Here is a 22,032-nt window from a genome sequence, read left to right on the forward strand (position 1 = left end):
ATTTATAATGAATATAAAGTAGCTTTTTTTCTTTGTTTACGCTTTCCAACGAAATCGTTTGAAATTTATACTAAACTTTAAACAAAAAAGAAGTTGTTTTTTGTAAATATTATAATTTTAAGGCATGCAAAATATCAATTCCAAACTTCCAAACGTTTCCACCACAATTTTTACGGTGATGAGTCAGATGGCAAATTCATACAACGCCATTAATCTTTCTCAAGGGTTTCCCAATTTTGAAGCTCATCCCAAATTAATCGAACTCGTATCACAGGCCATGCAAAAAGGATACAACCAATATGCTCCCATGCCGGGTTTACTTTCTTTGAGATCGATCATTGCTGAAAAAACAAGCACCTTGTACGGTTACGATTATCATCCAGAAAGTGAAGTTACCATTACTTCTGGTGCTACCCAGGCGATTTTTACGATCATCTCTGCTTTTGTTGCCCCTGGAGACGAAGTAATCATCTTTAAACCTGCCTATGATTCCTACGAGCCTTCGATCGAATTATTTGGAGGAACGGTCATTCCAGTTCAACTGTCAGCTCCTGATTTTACAATAAACTGGGAGGAAGTGACTTCAAAAATATCGAAGAAAACAAAGATGGTAATCATCAACACTCCCCATAATCCAAGTGGTACTGTACTCTCTAAAAATGATATGTTACAACTAGAGAAGTTATTGAAAGGAACTGATATTATTTTGCTGAGCGACGAGGTTTACGAACATATTATATTTGACCAACAAAAACACCAAAGCGCATGCAAATATCCAGGATTGGCAGAACGAGCATTTATTACCGCATCCTTTGGAAAAACCTTTCATACCACCGGTTGGAAAATGGGATATTGTCTGGCTCCCGCTGCTTTGATGCAAGAGTTTAGAAAAGTACATCAGTTTAATGTATTTTGCAGTAATCATCCCGTACAATTTGCGCTTGCAGAGTATTTAAAGACCCCGGAGAATTACTTGTCTTTATCCGATTTTTATCAGCAAAAACGAGATTTATTTTTATCACTCATCAAGGATTCGCGATTTTCATATACTCCCGCTTCTGGCACTTATTTTCAGCTATTGGATTATTCTGACATCACCGACGAAGCTGATGTTGATTTTGCAGAACGACTTACCAAAGAACATGGTATAGCATCTATACCGGTTTCTGTATTTAACCTAGACCAAAAAGACGATCATGTACTCCGTTTTTGTTTTGCGAAGACTGAGGATACTTTGAAAAGGGCTGCCGAAATTTTATGTAAAGTTTAAGCAAAATTTGGAAATTTTTTATCTTCATTGTAATGAAACACAAATTCTTGGACGTTCTCATCTATTGTTCGATCTTCCTTATTATTCCATTCATTTATATCTAGCTTTTCCGTATTAATATTATAATATTGATCAACTTTACTTTTAACAAAATGAACATCTATTAACGACTTCATAAACTCATAGTTTTCCTTAGTTAATGGCCCAAAATAACTTCCATTCCAATATCCTGGAAAATTCCTTACAAACAAACCTACAAGTTCTTTAGAATCTAAATTACTTCTTATAAAATCCTTAAAATTATCTTCATCAGAATTCTTCCAAATTTGCATAACCATTTTGTTCATAATGTTCTCGGGATATTTAAAAAATGGTTGATATGACGAGTCTAAATTTTTAACTTTTTTAAGAATTTTTTGATTCAAATCCTCCCTTATCGGTTTGTCCTTAAATTTTCTTGTGAAATGAGAAAGCTCCTGATAATTAAGTTTTTCGGCTAATTCAATTATTAGTTCTTTATAAGATATCTCATTATCTAACTCAGAATTCATAATTATTGCTACTCTTTCGATTAACTCGGTTTTAGTGGTTTTACCAAAAATATTTGGATCATTACTACTAAATAAATTTCTGAATTGAATGATAGATTTGAGCATTTTTTGTGTCTTTAAACTATCTGTCTCCAAATTTATGATTGATTCCAATTCATATAAAGTCTTTCTATCTCCATATTTCTGAATCAAATCTTTTATTATTATTCCCGACTCATCTTCTAAATCTTGTAAAACTTTATTCACAAACTCATTAAAATCTCCTAAAACCAGTTTATTCATTAAATGATAAGAAAAGTATTTATCAAAGTGATCTGGTTGATTGATTCTGTACTTAGAATCTATTCTATTCCCAAAACTATTTGTAAAATCATCAAATACAGTCCTTGCTTCTTTAGGCAGTATAAAACTCACAATTTTTAACTGTATTGAATTGAAACTATTAATTTCTAAATCATCAAAAATGTTGTCATAGCTTATTAGCTTAAAACCTAAAAAAGATTTAATGTTATACTTCTTAATTTTTGAATATATATCTGGCATTATCACTTTCAGATATTCTATCCAGAATAAATCAGCCAAATGAACCTCTTTGCCTATTGAAAATAAGCCAATATAAAAACTGTTTAAAACTCTAATAATTTCTCTAGGAGTTGTAAATAAATCCGTAAAGTAATTATCTGTTATTTCTTCTAACTCATTTCTTTTTTTCTCTAATAAATTCGAATCAAAATCATTAATCCTGTAGACTTCTTCTAATTTCTTACTAAAAAAAATTCTAAGATCAGAATATTCAATTTTGGGTAAATTGATAGGAATATTTATGATTTTCTCTAAAAACATATATCCGTCTTTTATGTCATCTCCAAATCTATTCTTAATGGCTTTTGCCACTTGCTCTTGGTCCATAGGTATTAGATAGACCAGATTTTTAAAGCTCCCATTGAGCTTGATTATCTTTAAAAGAGTATAAATTTCATTTTTATCTAAGCGATCAACATCATCTATAAAAATTACTATTTTCCAATTAGCTACATTCAGTGACTCATCTATTTTATCCTTAAATAACTCTAAGGATAGCTCTTCTCCTTTTAAGTCATTTCCTAAAGTCTCAAAAATAACACTTGGATCAAAAGTCACTTTTGATCCAATACTACTAACAGGTAAACCAACAGATGCAGATAACTTAATTGCCTTTAAATATTTACCAAAACCTTTAATATATTTACCCGCCTTATGTAAATTAGATTCTTTTTCCAAAAAAAGGCTTTGAGCCAAACCTTCAAAAAAAGAAAATATCATTTCATCCTCAGTTTTATATCTCCAAGGATTAAAATGATATCTCATTATTCCCTTATCTCCATTTTCCTTTCTAAAAATATCAATCTGATTTCTAACAAGATTTAAAAAAGATGTCTTTCCTTCTCCCCATTTACCATAAATTCCTAGAGTTAGAGGGCTTGGATTATTTACATTTTTCTGGATAATTTTACGGATCTTTTCAGCATAATGCCTATAATTTAAAATGTCATCTTCAGATTGCTCTATTGGAGATTCAGATAAGAAGTAATTGTTTTTATCTTTTTTTGTTTCGGACATATAATCATATTTATTCTTTAAATTTAGAAAAATTAAGGAGGAATTCCGATCAGAAATATCTCACTAAAAATCAAACTTCAGCTGAATCACTTCAAACTCCTTTTCTTCTTTCTTTTTGGGTTTATCTTTTCCAGTATTCAAATTAGATAAAGAAATCCCGAGCAGACGGACAGAGTTTTTCATTTTTTCCTGATACAGTAGTTCCTTTGCTGTTTCAAGTAAAATGGCAGCGTCACTTACATAATACGGCAAGGTTTTACTTCGGGTTTGCAGGGTGAAATCGCTGTACTTGATTTTTAAGGTCACGGTTCTACCTGCTACCTTACTTCGTTGCAATCGTCGCTGCAACTCCTCGGCAATACTCTCTAAGCGCTCCAACATATAAATTTCAGAAGATATATTTTCGCTAAAAGTCCTTTCGGCTGCCAGGGATTTGCGCTCCCTATTAGGTTTTACTTCGCTAAGATGAATTCCTCTTACGATGCGGTAATAGTGACCTCCGGACTTGCCAAAATGTTGAGTAAGAAACTCTTCTGATTTTGATTTTAAGTCTTTCCCCGTATAAATTCCCATTTGGTACATCTTGGCTTGGGTAACCTTTCCTACTCCGTAGAACTTTTTGACATCCAGGTTTTCCAAAAATTCTATAACTTCTTCTGGATTTACTGTCTTTTGACCATTGGGCTTATTATAGTCACTTGCTACTTTGGCTATAAACTTATTAATAGAGATACCCGCAGATGCGGTAAGACCCACCTCATCAAAAATTCGCTGTCGTATTTCTTGCGCCAGCAATGAGGCACTTGGATTTCCTTTTTTGTTTTGGGTCACATCGAGATAGGCCTCATCCAAAGATAGTGGCTCAACCAAGTCTGTATAGTCAAAAAATATCTTTCGAATTTGGACAGATATTTCTTTGTAACGATCAAATCTGGGTTTTACAAAAATGAGATCAGGACATAATTTTCGGGCTTTAAATCCAGCCATGGCAGAACGCACACCAAAGACTCGGGCTTCGTAACTGGCCGCACTAACTACTCCTCGTTTTGATCCACCTCCTACAGCCAACGGTTTCCCCTTTAACTCTGGGTTATCCATCTGCTCTACCGAAGCATAAAACGCATCCATATCTACATGAATAATTTTTCTATGTGCATCCAATTCTTCCACAATACAAAAATAGTGGTTATTCTAACGTCTACTGTTATAATTAACGATATGCGGTGTAGATCACAATGATGCCCTCGTTATTAATATCGGTCGGAAGTACATTTTGCCCTGCATTAGTGATATTTCCATTGGTGTAGGTAACATTGATGGTAAAACCGTTGGATGTGAATGTAGTCACATTTCCTGTAATACTACCCAGAAAGTTACCATTTTGGTCCCCATATCGTAATCCTATGGCACTGGTATTAGACGCAAATCGAGCAATATCATTAATCGAGTTCCCATGAGCTCCAATATAAATCACCTGCTGGTTAATCGTTGCTCCGTTTTGCCTAGCAAAGCCGTTCATACTACCAAAAGAATTTCGGATTCCCCTATCATTATTGGCGGTACCATTATCACTATTCAGATTAAAACTTTCCACATTTGCATGGGCAACAAAAGTAACTGAAGTAGGTTGAAATGGCACATCGATTACATTTACAGTACCTGCGGCCGATATTTGGAAAGCCCCTACAAAAACATTACCAGTCTGTCGTAATTCTTGCCAACCTGTATTGGTATATACAAATACGCTATTCGCATCGGTATCATAGACCAGTGAACCAATCTGCACTCCAGTAATTGCATTTCGTTCTGTAGTAGTAGCCGTAGGTAATCCTTGTAGCGCATTAGCGTCGATTTGGGCAAAGCTGATTTCATAAAAAACAATGAAGAATATCACCAAGAAGAATACACGAATTGGCAAAAAGCAATTCGCAGTTTGTAGCAGTTTTTTCATAGCAGGGGGAATATTTTATAGACTTTTTAAAACCAAAGTATTTTTATTTCATTTTTACTATTATCGTTTTACATTTTGACGTTTAAATATACTAATTTTAGAAGATTTTCAACCTGTTACTTATGAAAACAGCAATAATATTGGGAGCTACAGGACTTACGGGGGGAATTTTACTCAAACACCTCATCGAAGATACGAGGTACTCCAAAATTATTCTTTTCTCTAGGCAAACAACTGGGAATTCACATCCAAAAGTGGAAGAGCATATTATAGATCTACTCGCCCTAGCTGATCATCAAGATAAATTTATAGCCGACGAAGTGTTTTGTTGCATTGGGACGACCAAGGCCAAAACTCCGGATAAAAATCTCTATCATAAAATTGACTATGGCATCCCGGTAAATGCCGCTCAACTTTGCAAAGCAAATAATATCTCTACCTATATTGTGGTATCCGCATTGGGTGCGAATCCAAACAGTAATGTGTTTTATAATCGGACAAAAGGAGAAATGGAAAGAGACGTGTTGCAATGTCAAATTCCTAAAACGCATCTCTTACAACCCTCACTTATTGGAGGTCAAAGAACTGAAAAACGTCCTGGAGAATATTTTTTCAAACAACTCATGAAAGTGGTCAATCCCCTACTGATTGGAGGGCTTAAGAAGTACCAAACTATCCCTCCTGAAACGATCGTTCTGGCGATGATTTGGTTAGCTAATCATGAATTTGCCGATCGCATCATTATTTCTGATCATATCAAAGAAATCGCACAAAAACAAGAGTAAAAGTAGTGCGTTTACCGTATCCGTATCTTTTGGAGCGCCTTTATTTACCGGAATCTGAAAGCAGTTTCTACATTTGTTTGAAATTAATAATCTCAAAAATCAAAAATCATGAAACTGTTAAAAATTATCACATTACTAGTTATCTTTATAGGCAACACTTCTCTTTTTGCTCAGGCCAATATTAAGTCTGTTAACTTAAAGAAAGGACAAATATTGGATATCCTTATGTTAACTACAAAACCGGAAACCGAAAAAGCTTTTGAAAAATATAGAAAAACAGCTTTCCCGGTGGCCTTCAAACGATCCTATAAACCTCTACCCGGCTTTAGAATTATAGAAACCACACAAGGAAACATCCAACCTACCAGTTTTATATTTGGGCAATGGAGCGATCTAAACAACAGAGAACAGTTTATCTCAGAAATTGAAACGGTTGTCCCTGATTTTCATGAGCAACGAAGAACGATTTGGTCCATTTTTAATTTGGTGTATTATGAAATGCCCGAAGACCTTTCGTTTAGCATGGACAAAAACAAGTATAATGTAGTAACTGCCTATTGGAAAAAAGACAATTCTTCCTTTGATGCCTTTACCAAACAATGGTTTCAAAAATCTGTTGCCACGGGAGGAAAAACGGTTTTAAAGCTTACCAACGGTAAATCACCTGCAGGATATTATTATAATCCTGATTTGTTAGTAGTAACAGAATGGGAAAGCAAAAAAGAATTCGAATCCTTTATGAAGGATAAGGGTATTCATAAAAATGAAAGTGTATTGCATGTAAATCAATTTGTGATAAACTAGTATATTCAATCAAAAATTTGATAGTAGACCCATGCAAGCACTACTTAATCAGCTGGTATATTTCGCGTATTTTCAGAGTTTGTTTCTGATCTTTATTTATTTCTTTTCCAAAAAAAACAGGAGTATAAATAAGTACATCGTGATTTTAGTCTTCGCTTTAGCCATTGGGTTAACAGGTAGGGTGTTCTATATTTCAGGCTTCTTTACCGATAATTATCGCTGGGTGATTTTTTCAGAATTTGCCACCTTGTTATTTGGAGCGACAATCTATCTGTTTACCCGGTCCAGCTTGATTAAAAAACCATTTTCAAAGAAAGAGCTTATTCATTATGTCCCTGCTCTGGTGTATAATACCTTGGCAACCATCTATTTTATTTTACCCTCAGACCAGGTATTACAAGAAAGAGCCGCCAGTGGACTTACCTCAAAGGTTACCTTAACATTTATAGCCGTTGGGTTATCCTTTAATATCACCTATTGGATACTCAGCCTTCGGATCTTTTTACAGTTTAAAAAAGATATCCAACAAGAACTAAGTTATAGCGTTCAATCCAGATTCTTTTTGAGCTTTTTGGTAGCCATAGGGATATGTTTACTCTGTTGGTTTGCTATGTTCTTGAACTGGGCAGTAGGATATTCTTTTTTCACCAAAGTAAACTGGCAAATAATATGGATAAGCATTGCTATCATGACCCTTTTTATCGCTTTTTACAGCATAAAAGAACCACAGCTGTTTAAAATCGATGCTTTTGTCTCTTCCAAGAAATACGCGCAATCCAAGTTTTCTAACCAACAGTTGGATACGCTAAAAAAGCAATTAGAACACCTCATGGAAGACAAAAAACCCTATTTGAACAGAAAGCTGCTAAAATCAGAACTGGCAGAAATGCTTGGGGTGAGTAATCCCGAAATGGCACGTCTGCTCAATGAGCGTATTGGCATGAATTTCTTTGAATACATTAACTATTATCGAATCAAAGAATTTATCGCTTTGTCTCAAACAGAAAAGGCCAAGCATATGACCTTTTTTGGGCTTGCGCAAGAGGCCGGTTTTAATTCCAAAACCACATTCAACAAATCCTTTAAGGATCTTATGGGAGCTACTCCCAAAGAGTATTTCTCAAACTTATAATCTTTCAAAATCAAAACATCATGTTCAAAACATTCATAATTTGTATGCTGTCGGTATGCGCCGTTCAAGCACAGCTTACTATTCCAGCATTAAGTCCGTCTTCAAAAACCATACAGACTATCGGGATCATCGATATAGAGTTAGAATATTCCAGACCTAGTCAAAGAGGAAGAGCTCTTTTTGGTCCAGAAGGCTTACTTCCTTATGGTACTTTTTGGAGAACAGGCGCCAATGCTGCTACAAAGATCACGGTGAGTGATGATATTACCATACAAGGAAACGCATTAAAAAAAGGAACGTATGCCATACTCTCCAAACCAAACAGCACCTATTGGGATATCTATTTCTACACGTATGACACTGGAAACTGGAATACCTATACTTCTAGAACCCCCGTATTACAATTGAAGGCAAACGTAACCAACCAACAAGATACCGTAGAATCATTCTTGACGTATCTGGATCAGATTGAGCTGGATAGTGCAGATTTGGTATTTGCCTGGGGAACCACTAGGGCTTCTTTACCAGTCAAAGTAGAAGTGCATGAAAAAACTATGGCTAATATCAAAAAAGTATTATCTGGACCTACAGATTTCGATTACTTTCTGGCCGCATTATATTTGCATGAAGCAAATACAGATTTGGAACAAGCGCTGCAGTATATCCAAAAAGTCACAAAAAGTGAGAAAGCACTATTTTTTCAGGTATATCGAGAAGCTTTGATATTAGGAGATCTGGGAAGGAAAAAAGAAGCTCTGGCCGCTGCCAAAAGATCTTTAGTACTTTCGGAAAAGGCAAAAAACGAAGATCTTATCAGACTGAATCAAAAATTGATTGAGGAATGGTCGAAGTAATTCCTACGAAAATTTCTCAAAATGTAATACATTAGAGTAAATTTCCCTGAATCGATTATAGATTCAGGGATTGTTTATTACAACAACATGACAGAAATAGAACGAAAATTCCTGGTAACCTCTGAAGCATTCAAAAAAGAATCAACCACGCAATACCGAATCGTACAGGCATTTCTGAATACCCATCCCGAGCGAACAGTACGAATCCGTATCAAAGGCCAACAGGCATTCATTACCGTAAAAGGTATTGGAAACGCAACAGGTACTTCTCGATTTGAATGGGAAAAACCGATTTCTATCGAAGATGCGGAAGCACTTCTTCCCCTTTGCGAACCAGGAATGATCGAAAAAACTCGCTACGAAATAAAATCTGGCAAACACATTATTGAAGTGGACGAGTTTTTTGGACAAAACCAGGGGTTGATTCTTGCAGAAATCGAATTAGAAGAAGAAAATCAACCTTTTTTAAAACCCAATTGGCTCGGAAAAGAAGTAACAGGAGAAAACAGATACTACAACTCACAATTAAGCAAAAATCCATTCAATTTATGGTAAAGTCGTAACTCAAAAACGGCTTATTTCTCCTTTTGATTTGGTTAACCAAAAGATAACATATTACCATGTAAGGTAAGTTATTACCCTCCGTCTAAGCAGGCCTATTATTAACCAAAATTGAAAATTATGTTACACAATTTCACAAGATCCCTAATTGGGATCACAACCCTCTTATGCTTTTTTTGTAATGTTTCTGCACAGATCCCTGTCAACGGTTTTTATCCAGAAAAAAACACCATTACCGTTGCTCCAAGTTATTCTTACAAAAGCTATGATCAGTTTTACAGAGGTTCTTCATTATCTGATGGAAATCCGGCCGGACTGGGTGAGATTTCCTCATCCATCGTTTCCTTTTATGGGCAATACGCCATTTCAAACTGGATATCATCTACCATTACCTTACCCTACATACAGGTAGAAAGTGAAGATGGAGCTCTAGACCCTGTTCAGCAGGTTGCAAAAGTAGATGGTATCCAAGATCTGGGAGTTTTTATGAAAGCAAGAATTTTGGAAAAGCAATTTCAGAACAATTCCAGAATTACTTTAGGCGGCGCTACAGGGGTGACTCTTCCTGTAGGGGATTACGAAGGAGCTGGGGTGCTTTCTTTGGGAAATCAAGCTACTACCATCAATGGCACTGCAATTGTGCAATACTCATTACCCTTCAACATATTCAGTGAAGTGCAATTGGGGTACAGCCAAAGAAGCAGTGATGATTTTGATATCCCAAACGCCATGATGTATAGTGCAAAAATTGGTTTTCATAATGAGCTCCTATATGTGCATGCCAAATTGGATATACAAGACTCTATGTCGGGCCTAGATATAGGAACTCCAGAGTTTGGTGAAGCCGGAGGTGCGGCAATTCTACCTGAAACCGAAGTAGATTTTACCAATCTATCTTTCGATTTTTATGTGCCCGTATACCAACAGACTCTTGGCGTGTCCGGAAGTTATGGAGCCACTATAAGCGGTAGAAACCACAGTAAAGAATCTGGCTTGGCTTTTGGATTAGTCTATACGGCTAGGTAAGATATTTAACTCGTACAATCTTGATCGCCTTCAGCGCATTTCTGAAGGCGATTTTTTATGCTTGTATCTCAAAATAGTTTGAAAATAAACCTGTCTTACAAATGAGTATTTCCCAAAACAAAAACGTATTTCATCGATGTTATTTGCTTTTTATGGGGTAATTTTCTAATTTACCTATCTTAATCTTAAAATTTTAACAATATTATCTCAATCCTACCAACGTAAATAAACAACTGCCTATGATATGAAAATTACTATGAACAACCCCAAAATGATGATCATAATAGTATACCTATCTATATCATCACTATCGGCACAAACCCTTATTAATGGGTTTTTCCCAAAACAAAATGACCTAACCCTCGCTTCTTCCTATTCGTATAAAACATTTGATAATTTCTATAGAGGAGAAACCTTGACTGAATCCAATCCTATGAACATGGGAGAAATCACTTCATCAATCATAAGTATTTATGGAGAATATGGCTTCTCAGATTGGCTTTCAACCACAGTAACCGTGCCTTACGTATCCACCAGTAATGAGATGGGTGTAGATGATCCTATTATTGGTGAGAGTCAGGTAGAAGGTGTACAGGACCTAAGTGTGTTTTTGAAAGCTAAAATCCTGGAAACCAAACTGAACAGTGCATCAAAAGTAGCTTTTGGCGGTGCAACCGGAGTAACATTGCCTGTAGGCGGATACGAAGCTGCGGGAGTATTAGCGCTGGGTAATGGTGCAACTGCCTACGAAGGATGTGGCTTTGTGCAATTTACAGCGTCTGCTAATGTGTTTGTAGAATTACAAGCCGCGTATAGTTTAAGAAACAGTTCTGATTTTGAAGTACCAAACGCGATGTTATACAGTGCAAAATTAGGGTACTATAACAAATGGTTTTATGCGCATGCCAAGGTGGGAGTACAGAACTCCTTAAGCGGTTTTGATATCGGATCACCAGAATTTATTGCAGCAGGTGGTGCAGCAGCTTTACCAGAAACTGAAGTAGATTTTGCAAACTTATATCTGGACCTTTATGTACCCGTATATAAAAACAATTTTGGCATTTCTACCGGTTATGCTGTAAATATGGAAGGCCAGAATTATAATAAAGCATCGTCCTTTTCATTAGGACTTGTGTACAAAACCAATTGATCTGGCGTTAATTGGCTAAGATAGATTTAAGCAATGCACTTTCAAATGTTTATCTTTGGAAGTGCATTTTATATTATCCATCTTATGAAATCCAGTAAACAACTATCCAACATTGCCTTAATTATCGGTCTTTTAATTTTGCTTGTTACCACAGGGTGTCAAAAACAAAAGGAATCTATTTCTGATCCGGTCAAAACCACTGAAGAAATTGTAGAAAAACCTTCTGTAAAATCAATCAAAGAAAAGTTAGAAAAACAAGGGTATCAACTCTTTGATTATGTGGATCAGGAAACGGGTGACACTACCATCATGCAACAATACTTTATTGCTTTTTTAAAAAGAGGTCCAAACCGCTCACAAACTAAAGAAGCTGCCGATAGTTTACAAAGACTACATTTACAACATTTGGGTAGAATGTACAAAGAGGGATACGCAGATATTTCCGGACCCTTTGGAGATGATGGGGACATTAGAGGAATCACTATTTATAACACACCTACTCAAAAAATGGCAGATAGCCTTGCCAATATGGATCCAATGGTCAAGGCAGGACGTTTGGTGATTGAAATACATCCCTGGTGGGCTGCCAAAGGATTTCCATTACGATAGCACACATTTAATATTATGGTAATCAAAAGTTTGGGATAAGCCCCTACCTTTAGAAAAATACTATCTCATGAAACGCTTTCTCTTTATAATAATTCTATTTATCGTAAGTTGTTCTGATGATGATAACGAACAACCTATTACTGATTTTGATCTACTTGTAGGTACTTGGGATATACAAAGTAGATCGATAAATAATTTGACTACTCTTGAAGCTCTTAACGGAACATTAGTCTTTAGTGATAACGAAAACGTTTCTGATAATACTGGTATTTTGAATGCTAACGAATTTGGAATAGAAATCATACTCGATTTTGAACTCTCCGAAGTCGATGGTACTATTACCTTTATCAAAGAAAATGGAGAAATTCTTATTTGGTCGTATATCCTGACAGAAGATGATACTAATAATTTGTTTCTGAACTTCACTTATATCGAAGACGGTAATACACACAGGGAATCCTGGAAAAAAACAAGATAGAGCTTGTATTACTTTAGAAATACTTAATCGTCCAATCAATTAATTTTTGTTTGAACGCTGTATAAGGAGGTGTCATCAATTCGATCGCACTAGGTAATCGTTGTTTAAACATCGCACGTTCGTTGGTAAATTCGATAAATCCATAATGCCCTCTGGATTTCCCAATACCACTATTATTTACTCCACCAAATGGTAAATTAGGATTACCGACATGTACCGAAGACATATTGATACAAGTAGCTCCTGCAGTAGTATTCTCTATAAAATAGTTGATATTTTTTTTATTACTGCTATAAATGTAAAGGGCCAAAGGCTTTTCTTTATTACTCACAAAATCAATTACTTCTTCCTTATCACGATAGGAAAGTATAGGAAGAATCGGGCCAAAAATTTCGTGTTTCAACACATCAGAATCCACAGACATATCAGTGATAATAGTCGGTTCCATATAATTTTGGGTTTCATCCATTGTTCCTCCGTAAATTACTTTTGCGCCACTAAGTACTGCATTCTCAAGATATCCTTTCAATCTTAAAAAATGCTTTTGGTTAATAATGCGTAAATAATCCGGAGAATCTATAGCATCTTTCCCATAGTGTTTTTGGATTTGGGCACTAAGCTGTTGAATAAATTCTGCTTTCTTGCTTTCGTGTATCAACACATAATCCGGAGCGATGCATACCTGCCCTGCATTCACATATTTTGCCCATGCAATCCTTGAAACGATCGTTTTAATATTAGCCGTTTCATCAATAATAGTAGGAGATTTACCGCCTAGCTCAAGGGTTACACTACAAAGATGTTTGGCAGCAGCAGCCATTACAATTTTACCAATTTCGGGTGCTCCGGTAAAGAAAATATGATGGAACTTTTTGTCTAACAACGCTTTTGACACCTCAACACCTCCTTCTACAATGGCTATTTCATGTTCTTCAAAACAATCTGCAATAATTTGTTTCATTACTTCTACCGTATGTGAGGTAAACTCCGAAGGTTTAAGCATCACCACATTCCCCGCCGCAATAGCAGAGACCAAAGGCGCAAAAAGCAATTGCATAGGGTAGTTCCAGGGTGCTATAATCAGGCTCATTCCCTTAGGTTCATACCGCACCCAGGAGGATGAGCCTATCATAGGTATTGGATGCGGAACTTTTTTAGGGCGCATCCAATCTTTTAGATGTTTGATCGCAAATCGTATTTCAGAAAGTACTGGATAAATCTCAGTAAGATCCACCTCAGCTGCAGGCTTATGAAAATCTTTCTTCATAGCCTCTTGTAAGTCCACTCGAAAACGTAAGATGGTTTTTTCAAACGCTTTTAGCTTTCGAATTCGCTCTCGTGCTGTTGTCTTTCCTACTTGCCTGTAATTTGCTTTTTGTTGATCATAAATAGCATGAATTACGGCAACTTCGGTTTCCTTAAATGAAGTAACCATGATTTACAATGCTAAAGCATTACGAGAATAGGGATTGGAGTTTCATGGCCACTCCCATGTCACCTTTAATTTTTATTTTTCCACCCATAACAGCCGCCATCGGGTTAAGTTCTCCTTTGATCAACGACATAAAATCATCAAATCCGACATCTACCTGGCAATCTGCATCTTTATCTTCTGCAGTTACCACATTGGTATCTCCCGTACCATCGATATATAACTGTTCATCACCAAAGTTGAATTTTAAGGTATTATTTAGGCTATCTGCCTTTGCTGCTCTTTCCTGAATCGTTTGCAGGATACTGTCTATATTACTCATAATATTAGTATTGGTATTATTAATTGAATCATTCTTTTCTGCTTGTTTGTAAGATACGTCGTCGATCACCATTTTTGCAATAATCTCCCGCATAATCTCTGAGGTCCCTCCGCCAATTGTTCCGATTCTACTATCCCGAAACATTCTTGCAATCTTAAACTCTTCCATATATCCGTAACCCCCAAAAGATTGCAAACATTGGGTCATGGTTTTATCAGATAACTCAGTAGCCAAAAGCTTAGCCATGGAACATTCTTTTACGGCGTATTTCTTGTCGTTATTTAACCTCGAACAGTACAACACAAACTGCTTACAGGATTCGATTTCTGAAGCCAATTGTGCCATTCTATGCCGCAGTACCTGAAACTTATTAATCGGCCTCCCAAAAGCGGATCTTTCCGACATATATTGAAGGGTATATTGCATTGCAGCTTCACAAGCACCATACCCCATTATGGCTCCTACCAGTCGCTCTACTTGTAAGCCACCCATCAAATAATAAAACCCTTGTCCCTCTTCTCCAATCAGATTTTCTTTAGGAATTTTTACATTATCAAAGGCCAATTCTGCAGTATCCGAGGCATGCCATCCCAATTTTTTGAGCTTTGTTCTACTCACCCCTTCTCTATCCAAATCTACAATTAATAAACTTACCCCTTCTGGACCAGCTTTGGGATCAGTTTTAACCACACAGACCACAAAATCTCCATATACCGCATTGGTAATAAAGGTTTTAGAGCCATTTACTACATAGTGATCTCCTTGTAAAATTGCGGTGGTTTTAATATTCGCCACATCAGAGCCTGCAGTAGGTTCTGAAATACCGATACAACTAATTCTCTCTCCCGAAATGATTCCGGGAAGATATTTTTCTTTTAATCGTTGTGACCCATATTTCAAAATATAAGGTCCCGACATGTATTGTACCACCGCCTGAGTAATCGCAAATCCTCCTGAAAATACTTTTGCAATCTCTTCACAAAAGATCACATCATAAAAGAAATCAAGATTTGCTCCTCCAAACTCTTCGGGATAGGATAATCCTAAAAACCCCATGTCTCCCATTTTTTGCCATACTTCTCTAGGAATACGACGATCTTCTTCCCATTGATCGATATTCGGCACTACTTCTTTCTGTAGAAACGCTTTCAGGCTTTCCCGAAACAAAGTATGTCCTTCATCAAAATAATAACTGTTCATGACGTAACGGTTTAGATTTTATATTGATTTTCCTGAATAAAATGAGATGCAATTTTTCTGCGTAGGGCTATAATATCAATAACCGGTAACTGCAGTAATTGATCTGTCGCCTCTATTGTTTTTTGCACCATTTCTTTATCTGCAGCTTTGTAGGCAACTTCTTTGAGTGCTATCTTAATCTTATCCGTAGCTTCGTTCATAAAAACAACAGATATAGCTTCTTTAATTTCCTGATGTTGTCCATTACCTTTAAGCGTTCTGAGTAACATCGACTCCATCATATAGATCTGAATAATCATATCGGCAAGTCGGGACAACACTTCTTGTTCTTCCTGAATTTCTTGCTGAAACTTTTGCATCGCCAATCCACTGATCAGTAAGATTGATTTTTTACAATGTTCGAGAAAACCAATGGCAAATTCTTTCAATGGTAAGTCTGGATCAATAGGAGTATTATTTCCAGATTGCACCTCTTGAAAAGCCTGCATGGCTGCTTGCATCAACGGCAACTTTCCTTTTAAAGCATATTTGAGGATGGTTCCCGGAATTACTAACCGATTGATCTCATTGGTCCCTTCATAAATCCGATTACCTCGTATATTTCTATAATGCATAGAGATTTCACTTTCTTCAGAAAAGCCCATTCCTCCATGAATTTGCAGTGCTTCGTCTACCACAAACTGTTCGATTTCGGATCCAAAGACTTTTATAATGGCACATTCTGCTGCAAACTCCTGTGCAACTTGTTGTTTAGCCTTTAGTGGTGGCGTTCCGGTATCTATAAACTGGTTATAAAGCACATCCATATCTCCTCCCAATCGATTCCAACCGGATTCTAAGGCATAGATATTGATTCCCATTTTGGCTATTTTTTCCTGAATAGCTCCAAACGAAGCGATGGTTTGTTTAAACTGAACACGTTGATTGGCATACTGCACCCCAAGATGAAATGCTCTTTTAGATATAGCTGATCCTGCCACCCCAATCATTAATCGTCCCATATTAAGGGCATTCATAGCGATTTTGAAGCCTTTATTACGTTCTCCTAATAAATTCTCTACAGGCACTTTTACATTTTCAAAGAAGACCTGCCTCGTAGAAGATCCATGAATTCCTAACTTGTTTTCTTCGACTCCCAATTGTACTCCCCAATCCTTTTCCACCAGCAAACAAGATAAGTTTTCGTCATCTTCGATCTTACAGAATACCGAAAACACATCTGCAAAACCAGCATTCGTGATCCACATCTTTTGTCCATTTAGGATGTAGTGTTTTTGGTCATCACTAAGTGTGGCATGTGTTTTTCCGGAGTTCGCATCAGAACCGGCATTAGGCTCGGTTAAACAATAGGAACATTTTAATTTTCCGGTTAGAATACCGTCTAGATATTTAGCTTTTTGCTGATCTGTACCATAAAACAAAATGGTATTGACCCCTAATCCTCTTTGTACACCAAGTGTTTGAGAAAAAGAATAGCTATCAGACATTACTTCTGAAGCTGCTAGGTCGGTTTTGATATCGCATCCCATCCCTCCGGATTCTTCAGGCACCGAAATGGCCAAAAATCCCAGTTCACCTAATTTCTCCAGCTTTTCTGGAGCTAATTTTGTTCCTTCTTTGCTATCGAATGCTTCTTTTAAAGGCTCTATTTCCTTATTTATGAAGTCACGAATCGCTTCTCGAAGCATCTGATGTTCTTCAGAATACTCCTCTGGAGTAAAAACAGTTTCAGGTTCGGCTCCCTTGATTAAAAACTCTCCCCCTTTGATCATGGTTACTTTTGATTCCATCGGTTATGAGATAAATGATTTTAAGACATTTGCTAATCCCATCTTATCAAAGTTGAGATGCTGCGCACCATCTACATATAATGAGATTCCGGTAATATATTCAGCCATAGGGCTTGATAAAAAGGTCACGGCATTCGACACGTCCTCCACCTTTCCGAAACGTTTTAAAGGGATGGCTTTTTGTGCCTCTTCAAACATATCTTGTATTTGTTTTGGATACGTATCCAAACCACTGGATTCTATAATTCCTGGAGCCACGCAATTGATTCTGATATTAAAATCGCTCCATTCCATAGCTAGCGTTTTGGTCAAATTCTCGACTCCAGCTCTAGCTGCTCCCGTATGCGCCATTCCCGGAAATCCACGAAACACATCCACTATAATATTAATGATCACTCCACTTTTTTGAGGAATAAAAAATGCATTCGCCATTTCCCGAATCATAGAGAACGTTCCATTGAGGTTATTGTTGATTACTGCATTCCACCCTTTATCATTAATATATTCTGCCAGTGCGGGAAACTGCCCTCCGGCATTATTGATCAGGATATCCAATCGCTCATATTTTTCTTTAATCATTTGGGCCAATTGCTGTATCTCTTCGGTTTTTCGAATATCACAAGCCTGATGAGTAACTTCTCCAAAGTTTGATAATTCTTTGGCTGCCTTTTGTAGCTGTTCTTCTTTACGAGAACAAATAATCACCTTAGCACCCAGTTGTAAAAAGTCCTTTGCAATCTGATAACCAATGCCTGATCTTCCTCCGGTTACCAATACGATTTTATTGTTGAATGTGTCTGATCTAAGCATGATTATGAGTTGATTTTTTTCGGAATGTTCAATAGTTCTCTGGCCTCTTCGATACTGGCAATCTCCCGACCGATCATTTGAGCCAACGTGGCTCCTGCTTCTACCAATTCTCCATTCGATTTGGCCATCTCTCCATTGGGTAAATAAAAATTATCTTCTAATCCCACTCTGAAATTCCCTCCCATTGCTGCGGCAATTGCAGAGAGTTGCCATTGCTTACGGCTAATCACAATAGATTGCCAAAAAGCACCTTCAGGGATTTGCTTGATTTGATGTATCAAATTCTCTGGAGTTGCAGGAATTCCCCCCATAACTCCCATAACCAAACTATAGCATGCATTATCTGGCAACAAACCCATTTCGCGAAGCGGTTCTGCATTTCGAATATGCCCAGTATCAAAACATTCCATCTCTGGACAAATATTATGCTCGTTCATAGTAGTGACAACTTTGATCATATCATCGAATGAATTTTCGAATACACCATTCCAGATAAACTGCTTATTTCGTTTGGAGAATATAGCGTAGTTCATACTACCCATATTAAAAGCAGCCATATCAGGCTGAGTAGCCGGCAAATGTTTTAATCGATCTTCGATAGACAATCCGATGGCCCCCGTAGAATAATTGATAATTACATCCGGGCAATGCTTACGTACTTCGGCAGTGATTTCTTCAAATACTTCTGTCCTCCAACTTGGTAGTCCATTATCTTCTCTTGCATGGATGTGCACTATTGCAGCTCCAGCATCAACTGCTCTTTTGGCCTCCAACCCCAACTCTTCGGGAGTATAAGGAATATGAGGGCAATGAGATCTGTTGGTCGCTGCACCTGTTAGCGCTGCAGAAAGAATCATTTTCTTTAATGCCATATCTTTTTCATTTCGTTATACATTATTCTCCGGTCCATTCGGGTTTTCTTTTTTGTCTAAAAGCCAATAAACCTTCCTGACCATCTTTGGAACCTATGGTTTTCTGTAACATTTCCATCAAATACTGATGCTTGGATTCGTGTTGTGTAATGATACCTAATGCTTCCAGGCCATGTCGAATTGCAGTAGGTGAATTTTCTTTGATATCACTAATGATGTTATTCGCAATCTGAACTGCAGATTCTTTATCTGCGATATGCGTAATCAAACCATACTTTTTGGCATCTTGTACGCCTAGATTATACCCTCTTATGCACCAATCTATAACGATTCGCTTTGGCATGACCTCTAGCAACGAAGCCATTACTTGGAAGGGAAATAATCCTCTCTTTACTTCTGGTAAACCCAACGTGACTTCTGGATTACATACCACATAGTGTGCACCAGTAAGAAAAAAGAAACCTCCGGCCATTACCCTACCTTCTACCAAGGTAATTATGGGTTTATGAGTTCTACCAAAAAGTTCCCCCAAGAGCACTTCTCCCTTGGATTCGGGGATTGAGGAATCAAACTCCCCCACCATACCCATAAAAGCCTTCAAATCCGCACCTGAGCAAAAGACATCACCGGATGCACGAATCATAACAGCTCGTATCTCTTTGGTTTGGTTGGCATATTGTAACGCAAAGGCAATTTCATGAATCATATGTGGATGCAATGCATTCTTCTTCTCCGGTCGATTCAATGTTACTATCATTACATGATCTTCTACCGCTACCAGGATAAAAGCGAATTTTTGCACTAATGCCTTTTCTACGAGTTCCTTTTCAAAAAAATCCATGATTATTCTTCATTAATTTTCAGTAATAAAAATCCAGCTTCTACATTCTGCCCTTCGGCTACGTATATTTCTTCTACTTTACCATCCTGATTGGCTACCAAAACGTTTTCCATCTTCATCGAAGACAATATGATAAGTGGATCCCCTTCTTTGATAGCATCTCCCGATTGGATATTAATTTTAACCACTTGAGAAGGAATTGGGGACTCATACCCACCACTTACCTTTTCCTTTTCTTTGATCGGAAATCGACCTTCTTGAGTAATTTTCACATTACCTATGGTAGGCGAATGCACAAAATAATCCTCACCAACCTTCGCAACAGTATACGTCTTTTGTAGTCCATCTATATCTATGCACAAGGTGGTTTCATCAATACCTATCATCCCTACCTTTCTTTCCCTGTCTGCAAAAAGAAATACAAAACCACCTTCTACATACTGATACTGCACTTGAACAGCCTGTTCATCAATATGAAAAACTTCTTTTTGATATTGATAAAAGTTGTTTCTCCATCCCGAAGGAAGACTTCGAAGTGTTTTTCTCGATTGTTCTCTCTTATTCCAATCATATAGCGTTGCGACTATAGCCACTTCCTGTATATGTCGATCTGATATTTTATTGATCTGAGAAAGTTCTATCTTTTCCTGAACAAAATGCGTATTGTAATTTCCCTTCTGAAATTCTTCATGTTGTAGCAACGTTTTCAGGAATGGTAAATTGGTTACAATACCCTGACATACGAGTTGCTGAAGCACATACAACAACTTAGTATGTGCATTGGTTCTATTGGTATCTTTTACAATGATCTTAGCGATCATTGGATCATAGAATATTGATATTTCTGAACCTGACTCAATAGCAGACTCTACCCGTAAACCATCAACATCTGGGAATTGGTAATTGTGAATTTTGCCGGTTACAGGTGCGTAATTATTTGCTGCATCTTCTGCATACAACCTCGCTTCAATGGCATAGCCATTTCCTACCACCTCTTCTTGAGTGATTTGCAAAGGAATGCCTTGCGCAGATTGGATTTGCATTTGCACTAAATCCAACCCGGTTATAGCCTCGGTAACAGGGTGTTCTACTTGTAATCTGGTATTGACCTCCAAAAAGTAGAATGCTCCAGAAGTATCGTCATAAATAAATTCTACAGTTCCCGCATTATCATAACCCATAGCTTGGGCTGCAAGTACCGCGGCATCACCCATAGACTTCCGCAGAGCTTCTGTCATTATCGGAGAAGGGCTTTCTTCGATCACTTTTTGATAACGTCTTTGGATTGAACATTCTCTTTCCAGTAAATGAATGACATTCTTATGCTGATCTCCAAAAATCTGAAATTCGATATGTCTTCCAGAGGCAATGTATTTTTCGATGAGTAATTCATCATCTCCAAAGGCATTTTTGGCTTCTCGTTTTGCCGAAGCAATGGCTGTTATTATTTCTTTTTCTTCATGAACAATTCTCATCCCTTTACCTCCACCTCCTGCGGTGGCTTTCAGTAATACCGGAAATCCTATTTTTAAAGCTTCTGCTTTTAGTGTAGCTTCAGATTGATCCTCCCCATCATAACCAGGTACAACAGGCACTCCTGCCTGTTTCATCATGATTTTGGCCTTGGATTTTGATCCCATTGCTGCTATAGCCTCTGCGTTGGGACCGATAAAAATGATTCCTTCGGTTTTACATAATCTGGCAAAATCTGCATTTTCAGATAAAAAACCGTAACCCGGATGAATGGCATCGGCACCAGTACGTTTTGCAGCAGCAATTATTTTATGTTGATCGAGATAGGATTGTAACGGTTCTGAAGCTCCGATATGTACTGCTAAATCTGCTTGTCTAACGAATGGGGCATTTTTATCAGCATCAGCATAGACCGCTACACTAGTAATTCCCATTTTTTTGCAGGTACGTATCACTCTTGAAGCGATTTCTCCCCGATTAGCAATCAATATGGTGTTTATACTTTTCATATACAATATCTTC

General features: G+C 37.2%; 20 protein-coding genes. 10 read left to right on the plus strand and 10 right to left on the minus strand.

Going from position 1 to position 22,032, the window contains the following annotated elements:
- The first annotated feature begins 124 nt into the window (after positions 1-124).
- A complete protein-coding gene (locus ACXAGJ_RS15245) occupies positions 125-1,270 on the plus strand; it encodes a methionine aminotransferase (RefSeq protein ID WP_474841005.1) in 1,146 nt (381 codons plus the stop codon).
- Here the strand turns inward: ACXAGJ_RS15245 and ACXAGJ_RS15250 are convergent.
- The 3 genes from ACXAGJ_RS15250 to ACXAGJ_RS15260 form a co-directional block, all read right to left on the minus strand.
- On the minus strand, positions 1,267-3,420 hold the full coding sequence (locus ACXAGJ_RS15250) for a KAP family P-loop NTPase fold protein (RefSeq protein WP_474841006.1): 2,154 nt from the start codon (positions 3,418-3,420) through the stop codon (positions 1,267-1,269). The two genes, ACXAGJ_RS15245 and ACXAGJ_RS15250, sit on opposite strands and share 4 nt — an antisense overlap.
- Before the next feature lie 63 nt (positions 3,421-3,483).
- Positions 3,484-4,590: a DNA polymerase IV gene (gene dinB / locus ACXAGJ_RS15255; protein WP_474841007.1), complete on the minus strand. Its 1,107-nt coding sequence runs from the start codon at positions 4,588-4,590 to the stop codon at positions 3,484-3,486.
- 40 nt (positions 4,591-4,630) lie between these two features.
- Positions 4,631-5,371: a hypothetical protein gene (locus tag ACXAGJ_RS15260; RefSeq protein ID WP_474841008.1), complete on the minus strand. Its 741-nt coding sequence runs from the start codon at positions 5,369-5,371 to the stop codon at positions 4,631-4,633.
- Between the two features lie 122 nt (positions 5,372-5,493).
- On the opposite strand from ACXAGJ_RS15260, the gene ACXAGJ_RS15265 reads away from it, so the two are divergent.
- The 9 genes from ACXAGJ_RS15265 to ACXAGJ_RS15305 all read left to right on the plus strand — a co-directional run bounded on the left by ACXAGJ_RS15265 (position 5,494) and on the right by ACXAGJ_RS15305 (position 12,770).
- Entirely contained in the window at positions 5,494-6,156 is a 663-nt protein-coding gene (locus ACXAGJ_RS15265) for an NAD-dependent epimerase/dehydratase family protein (protein ID WP_474841009.1), read from the plus strand.
- 108 nt (positions 6,157-6,264) lie between these two features.
- The gene (locus tag ACXAGJ_RS15270; protein ID WP_474841010.1) at positions 6,265-6,960 is read left to right on the plus strand and encodes a hypothetical protein; all 696 of its coding nucleotides are present in this window, start codon (positions 6,265-6,267) and stop codon (positions 6,958-6,960) included.
- 139 nt (positions 6,961-7,099) lie between these two features.
- The gene (locus tag ACXAGJ_RS15275) at positions 7,100-8,092 is read left to right on the plus strand and encodes an AraC family transcriptional regulator (protein ID WP_474841011.1); all 993 of its coding nucleotides are present in this window, start codon (positions 7,100-7,102) and stop codon (positions 8,090-8,092) included.
- 20 nt (positions 8,093-8,112) lie between these two features.
- Positions 8,113-8,946, plus strand: coding sequence for a DUF2911 domain-containing protein (locus ACXAGJ_RS15280; RefSeq protein ID WP_474841012.1), 834 nt, complete (start codon positions 8,113-8,115; stop codon positions 8,944-8,946).
- 87 nt (positions 8,947-9,033) lie between these two features.
- Positions 9,034-9,501 carry a CYTH domain-containing protein gene (locus tag ACXAGJ_RS15285; protein WP_474841013.1) on the plus strand — a complete coding sequence of 156 codons (468 nt, stop codon included), beginning with the start codon at positions 9,034-9,036 and terminating at the stop codon, positions 9,499-9,501.
- Between the two features lie 126 nt (positions 9,502-9,627).
- On the plus strand, positions 9,628-10,533 hold the full coding sequence (locus ACXAGJ_RS15290; RefSeq protein ID WP_474841014.1) for a hypothetical protein: 906 nt from the start codon (positions 9,628-9,630) through the stop codon (positions 10,531-10,533).
- 244 nt (positions 10,534-10,777) lie between these two features.
- Complete coding sequence (locus ACXAGJ_RS15295; protein WP_474841015.1) at positions 10,778-11,683, plus strand: hypothetical protein; 906 nt, start codon at positions 10,778-10,780, stop codon at positions 11,681-11,683.
- Positions 11,684-11,767: 84 nt separating this feature from the next.
- Entirely contained in the window at positions 11,768-12,292 is a 525-nt protein-coding gene (locus tag ACXAGJ_RS15300) for a YciI family protein (RefSeq protein ID WP_474841016.1), read from the plus strand.
- A gap of 67 nt (positions 12,293-12,359) precedes the next feature.
- A complete protein-coding gene (locus ACXAGJ_RS15305) occupies positions 12,360-12,770 on the plus strand; it encodes a hypothetical protein (RefSeq protein WP_474841017.1) in 411 nt (136 codons plus the stop codon).
- Between the two features lie 13 nt (positions 12,771-12,783).
- Here ACXAGJ_RS15305 and ACXAGJ_RS15310 read toward each other — a convergent pair whose 3' ends face one another.
- Genes ACXAGJ_RS15310 through ACXAGJ_RS15340 form a run of 7 tightly spaced genes read right to left on the minus strand, consistent with a single transcriptional unit; the run spans position 12,784 to position 22,019 of the window.
- Positions 12,784-14,205, minus strand: a complete 1,422-nt coding sequence (locus ACXAGJ_RS15310) for an aldehyde dehydrogenase family protein (protein ID WP_474841018.1) — start codon at positions 14,203-14,205, stop codon at positions 12,784-12,786.
- 19 nt (positions 14,206-14,224) lie between these two features.
- Positions 14,225-15,724, minus strand: a complete 1,500-nt coding sequence (locus tag ACXAGJ_RS15315) for an acyl-CoA dehydrogenase family protein (protein ID WP_474841019.1) — start codon at positions 15,722-15,724, stop codon at positions 14,225-14,227.
- A gap of 11 nt (positions 15,725-15,735) precedes the next feature.
- Positions 15,736-17,514, minus strand: a complete 1,779-nt coding sequence (locus ACXAGJ_RS15320; RefSeq protein ID WP_474841020.1) for an acyl-CoA dehydrogenase family protein — start codon at positions 17,512-17,514, stop codon at positions 15,736-15,738.
- Positions 17,515-17,517: 3 nt separating this feature from the next.
- Positions 17,518-18,324 (minus strand): SDR family oxidoreductase, encoded by an 807-nt coding sequence (locus tag ACXAGJ_RS15325; RefSeq protein WP_474841021.1) that lies wholly within the window; start codon positions 18,322-18,324, stop codon positions 17,518-17,520.
- A 2-nt stretch (positions 18,325-18,326) separates the two neighbouring features.
- The gene (locus ACXAGJ_RS15330) at positions 18,327-19,196 is read right to left on the minus strand and encodes a beta-keto acid cleavage family enzyme (RefSeq protein ID WP_474841022.1); all 870 of its coding nucleotides are present in this window, start codon (positions 19,194-19,196) and stop codon (positions 18,327-18,329) included.
- A gap of 22 nt (positions 19,197-19,218) precedes the next feature.
- Positions 19,219-20,037 carry an enoyl-CoA hydratase/isomerase family protein gene (locus tag ACXAGJ_RS15335; protein WP_474841023.1) on the minus strand — a complete coding sequence of 273 codons (819 nt, stop codon included), beginning with the start codon at positions 20,035-20,037 and terminating at the stop codon, positions 19,219-19,221.
- 2 nt (positions 20,038-20,039) lie between these two features.
- Positions 20,040-22,019: an acetyl/propionyl/methylcrotonyl-CoA carboxylase subunit alpha gene (locus ACXAGJ_RS15340; RefSeq protein ID WP_474841024.1), complete on the minus strand. Its 1,980-nt coding sequence runs from the start codon at positions 22,017-22,019 to the stop codon at positions 20,040-20,042.
- Between the last annotated feature and the right edge of the window lie 13 nt (positions 22,020-22,032).

Source organism: Aquimarina sp. AWH4_224 (assembly GCF_056160245.1).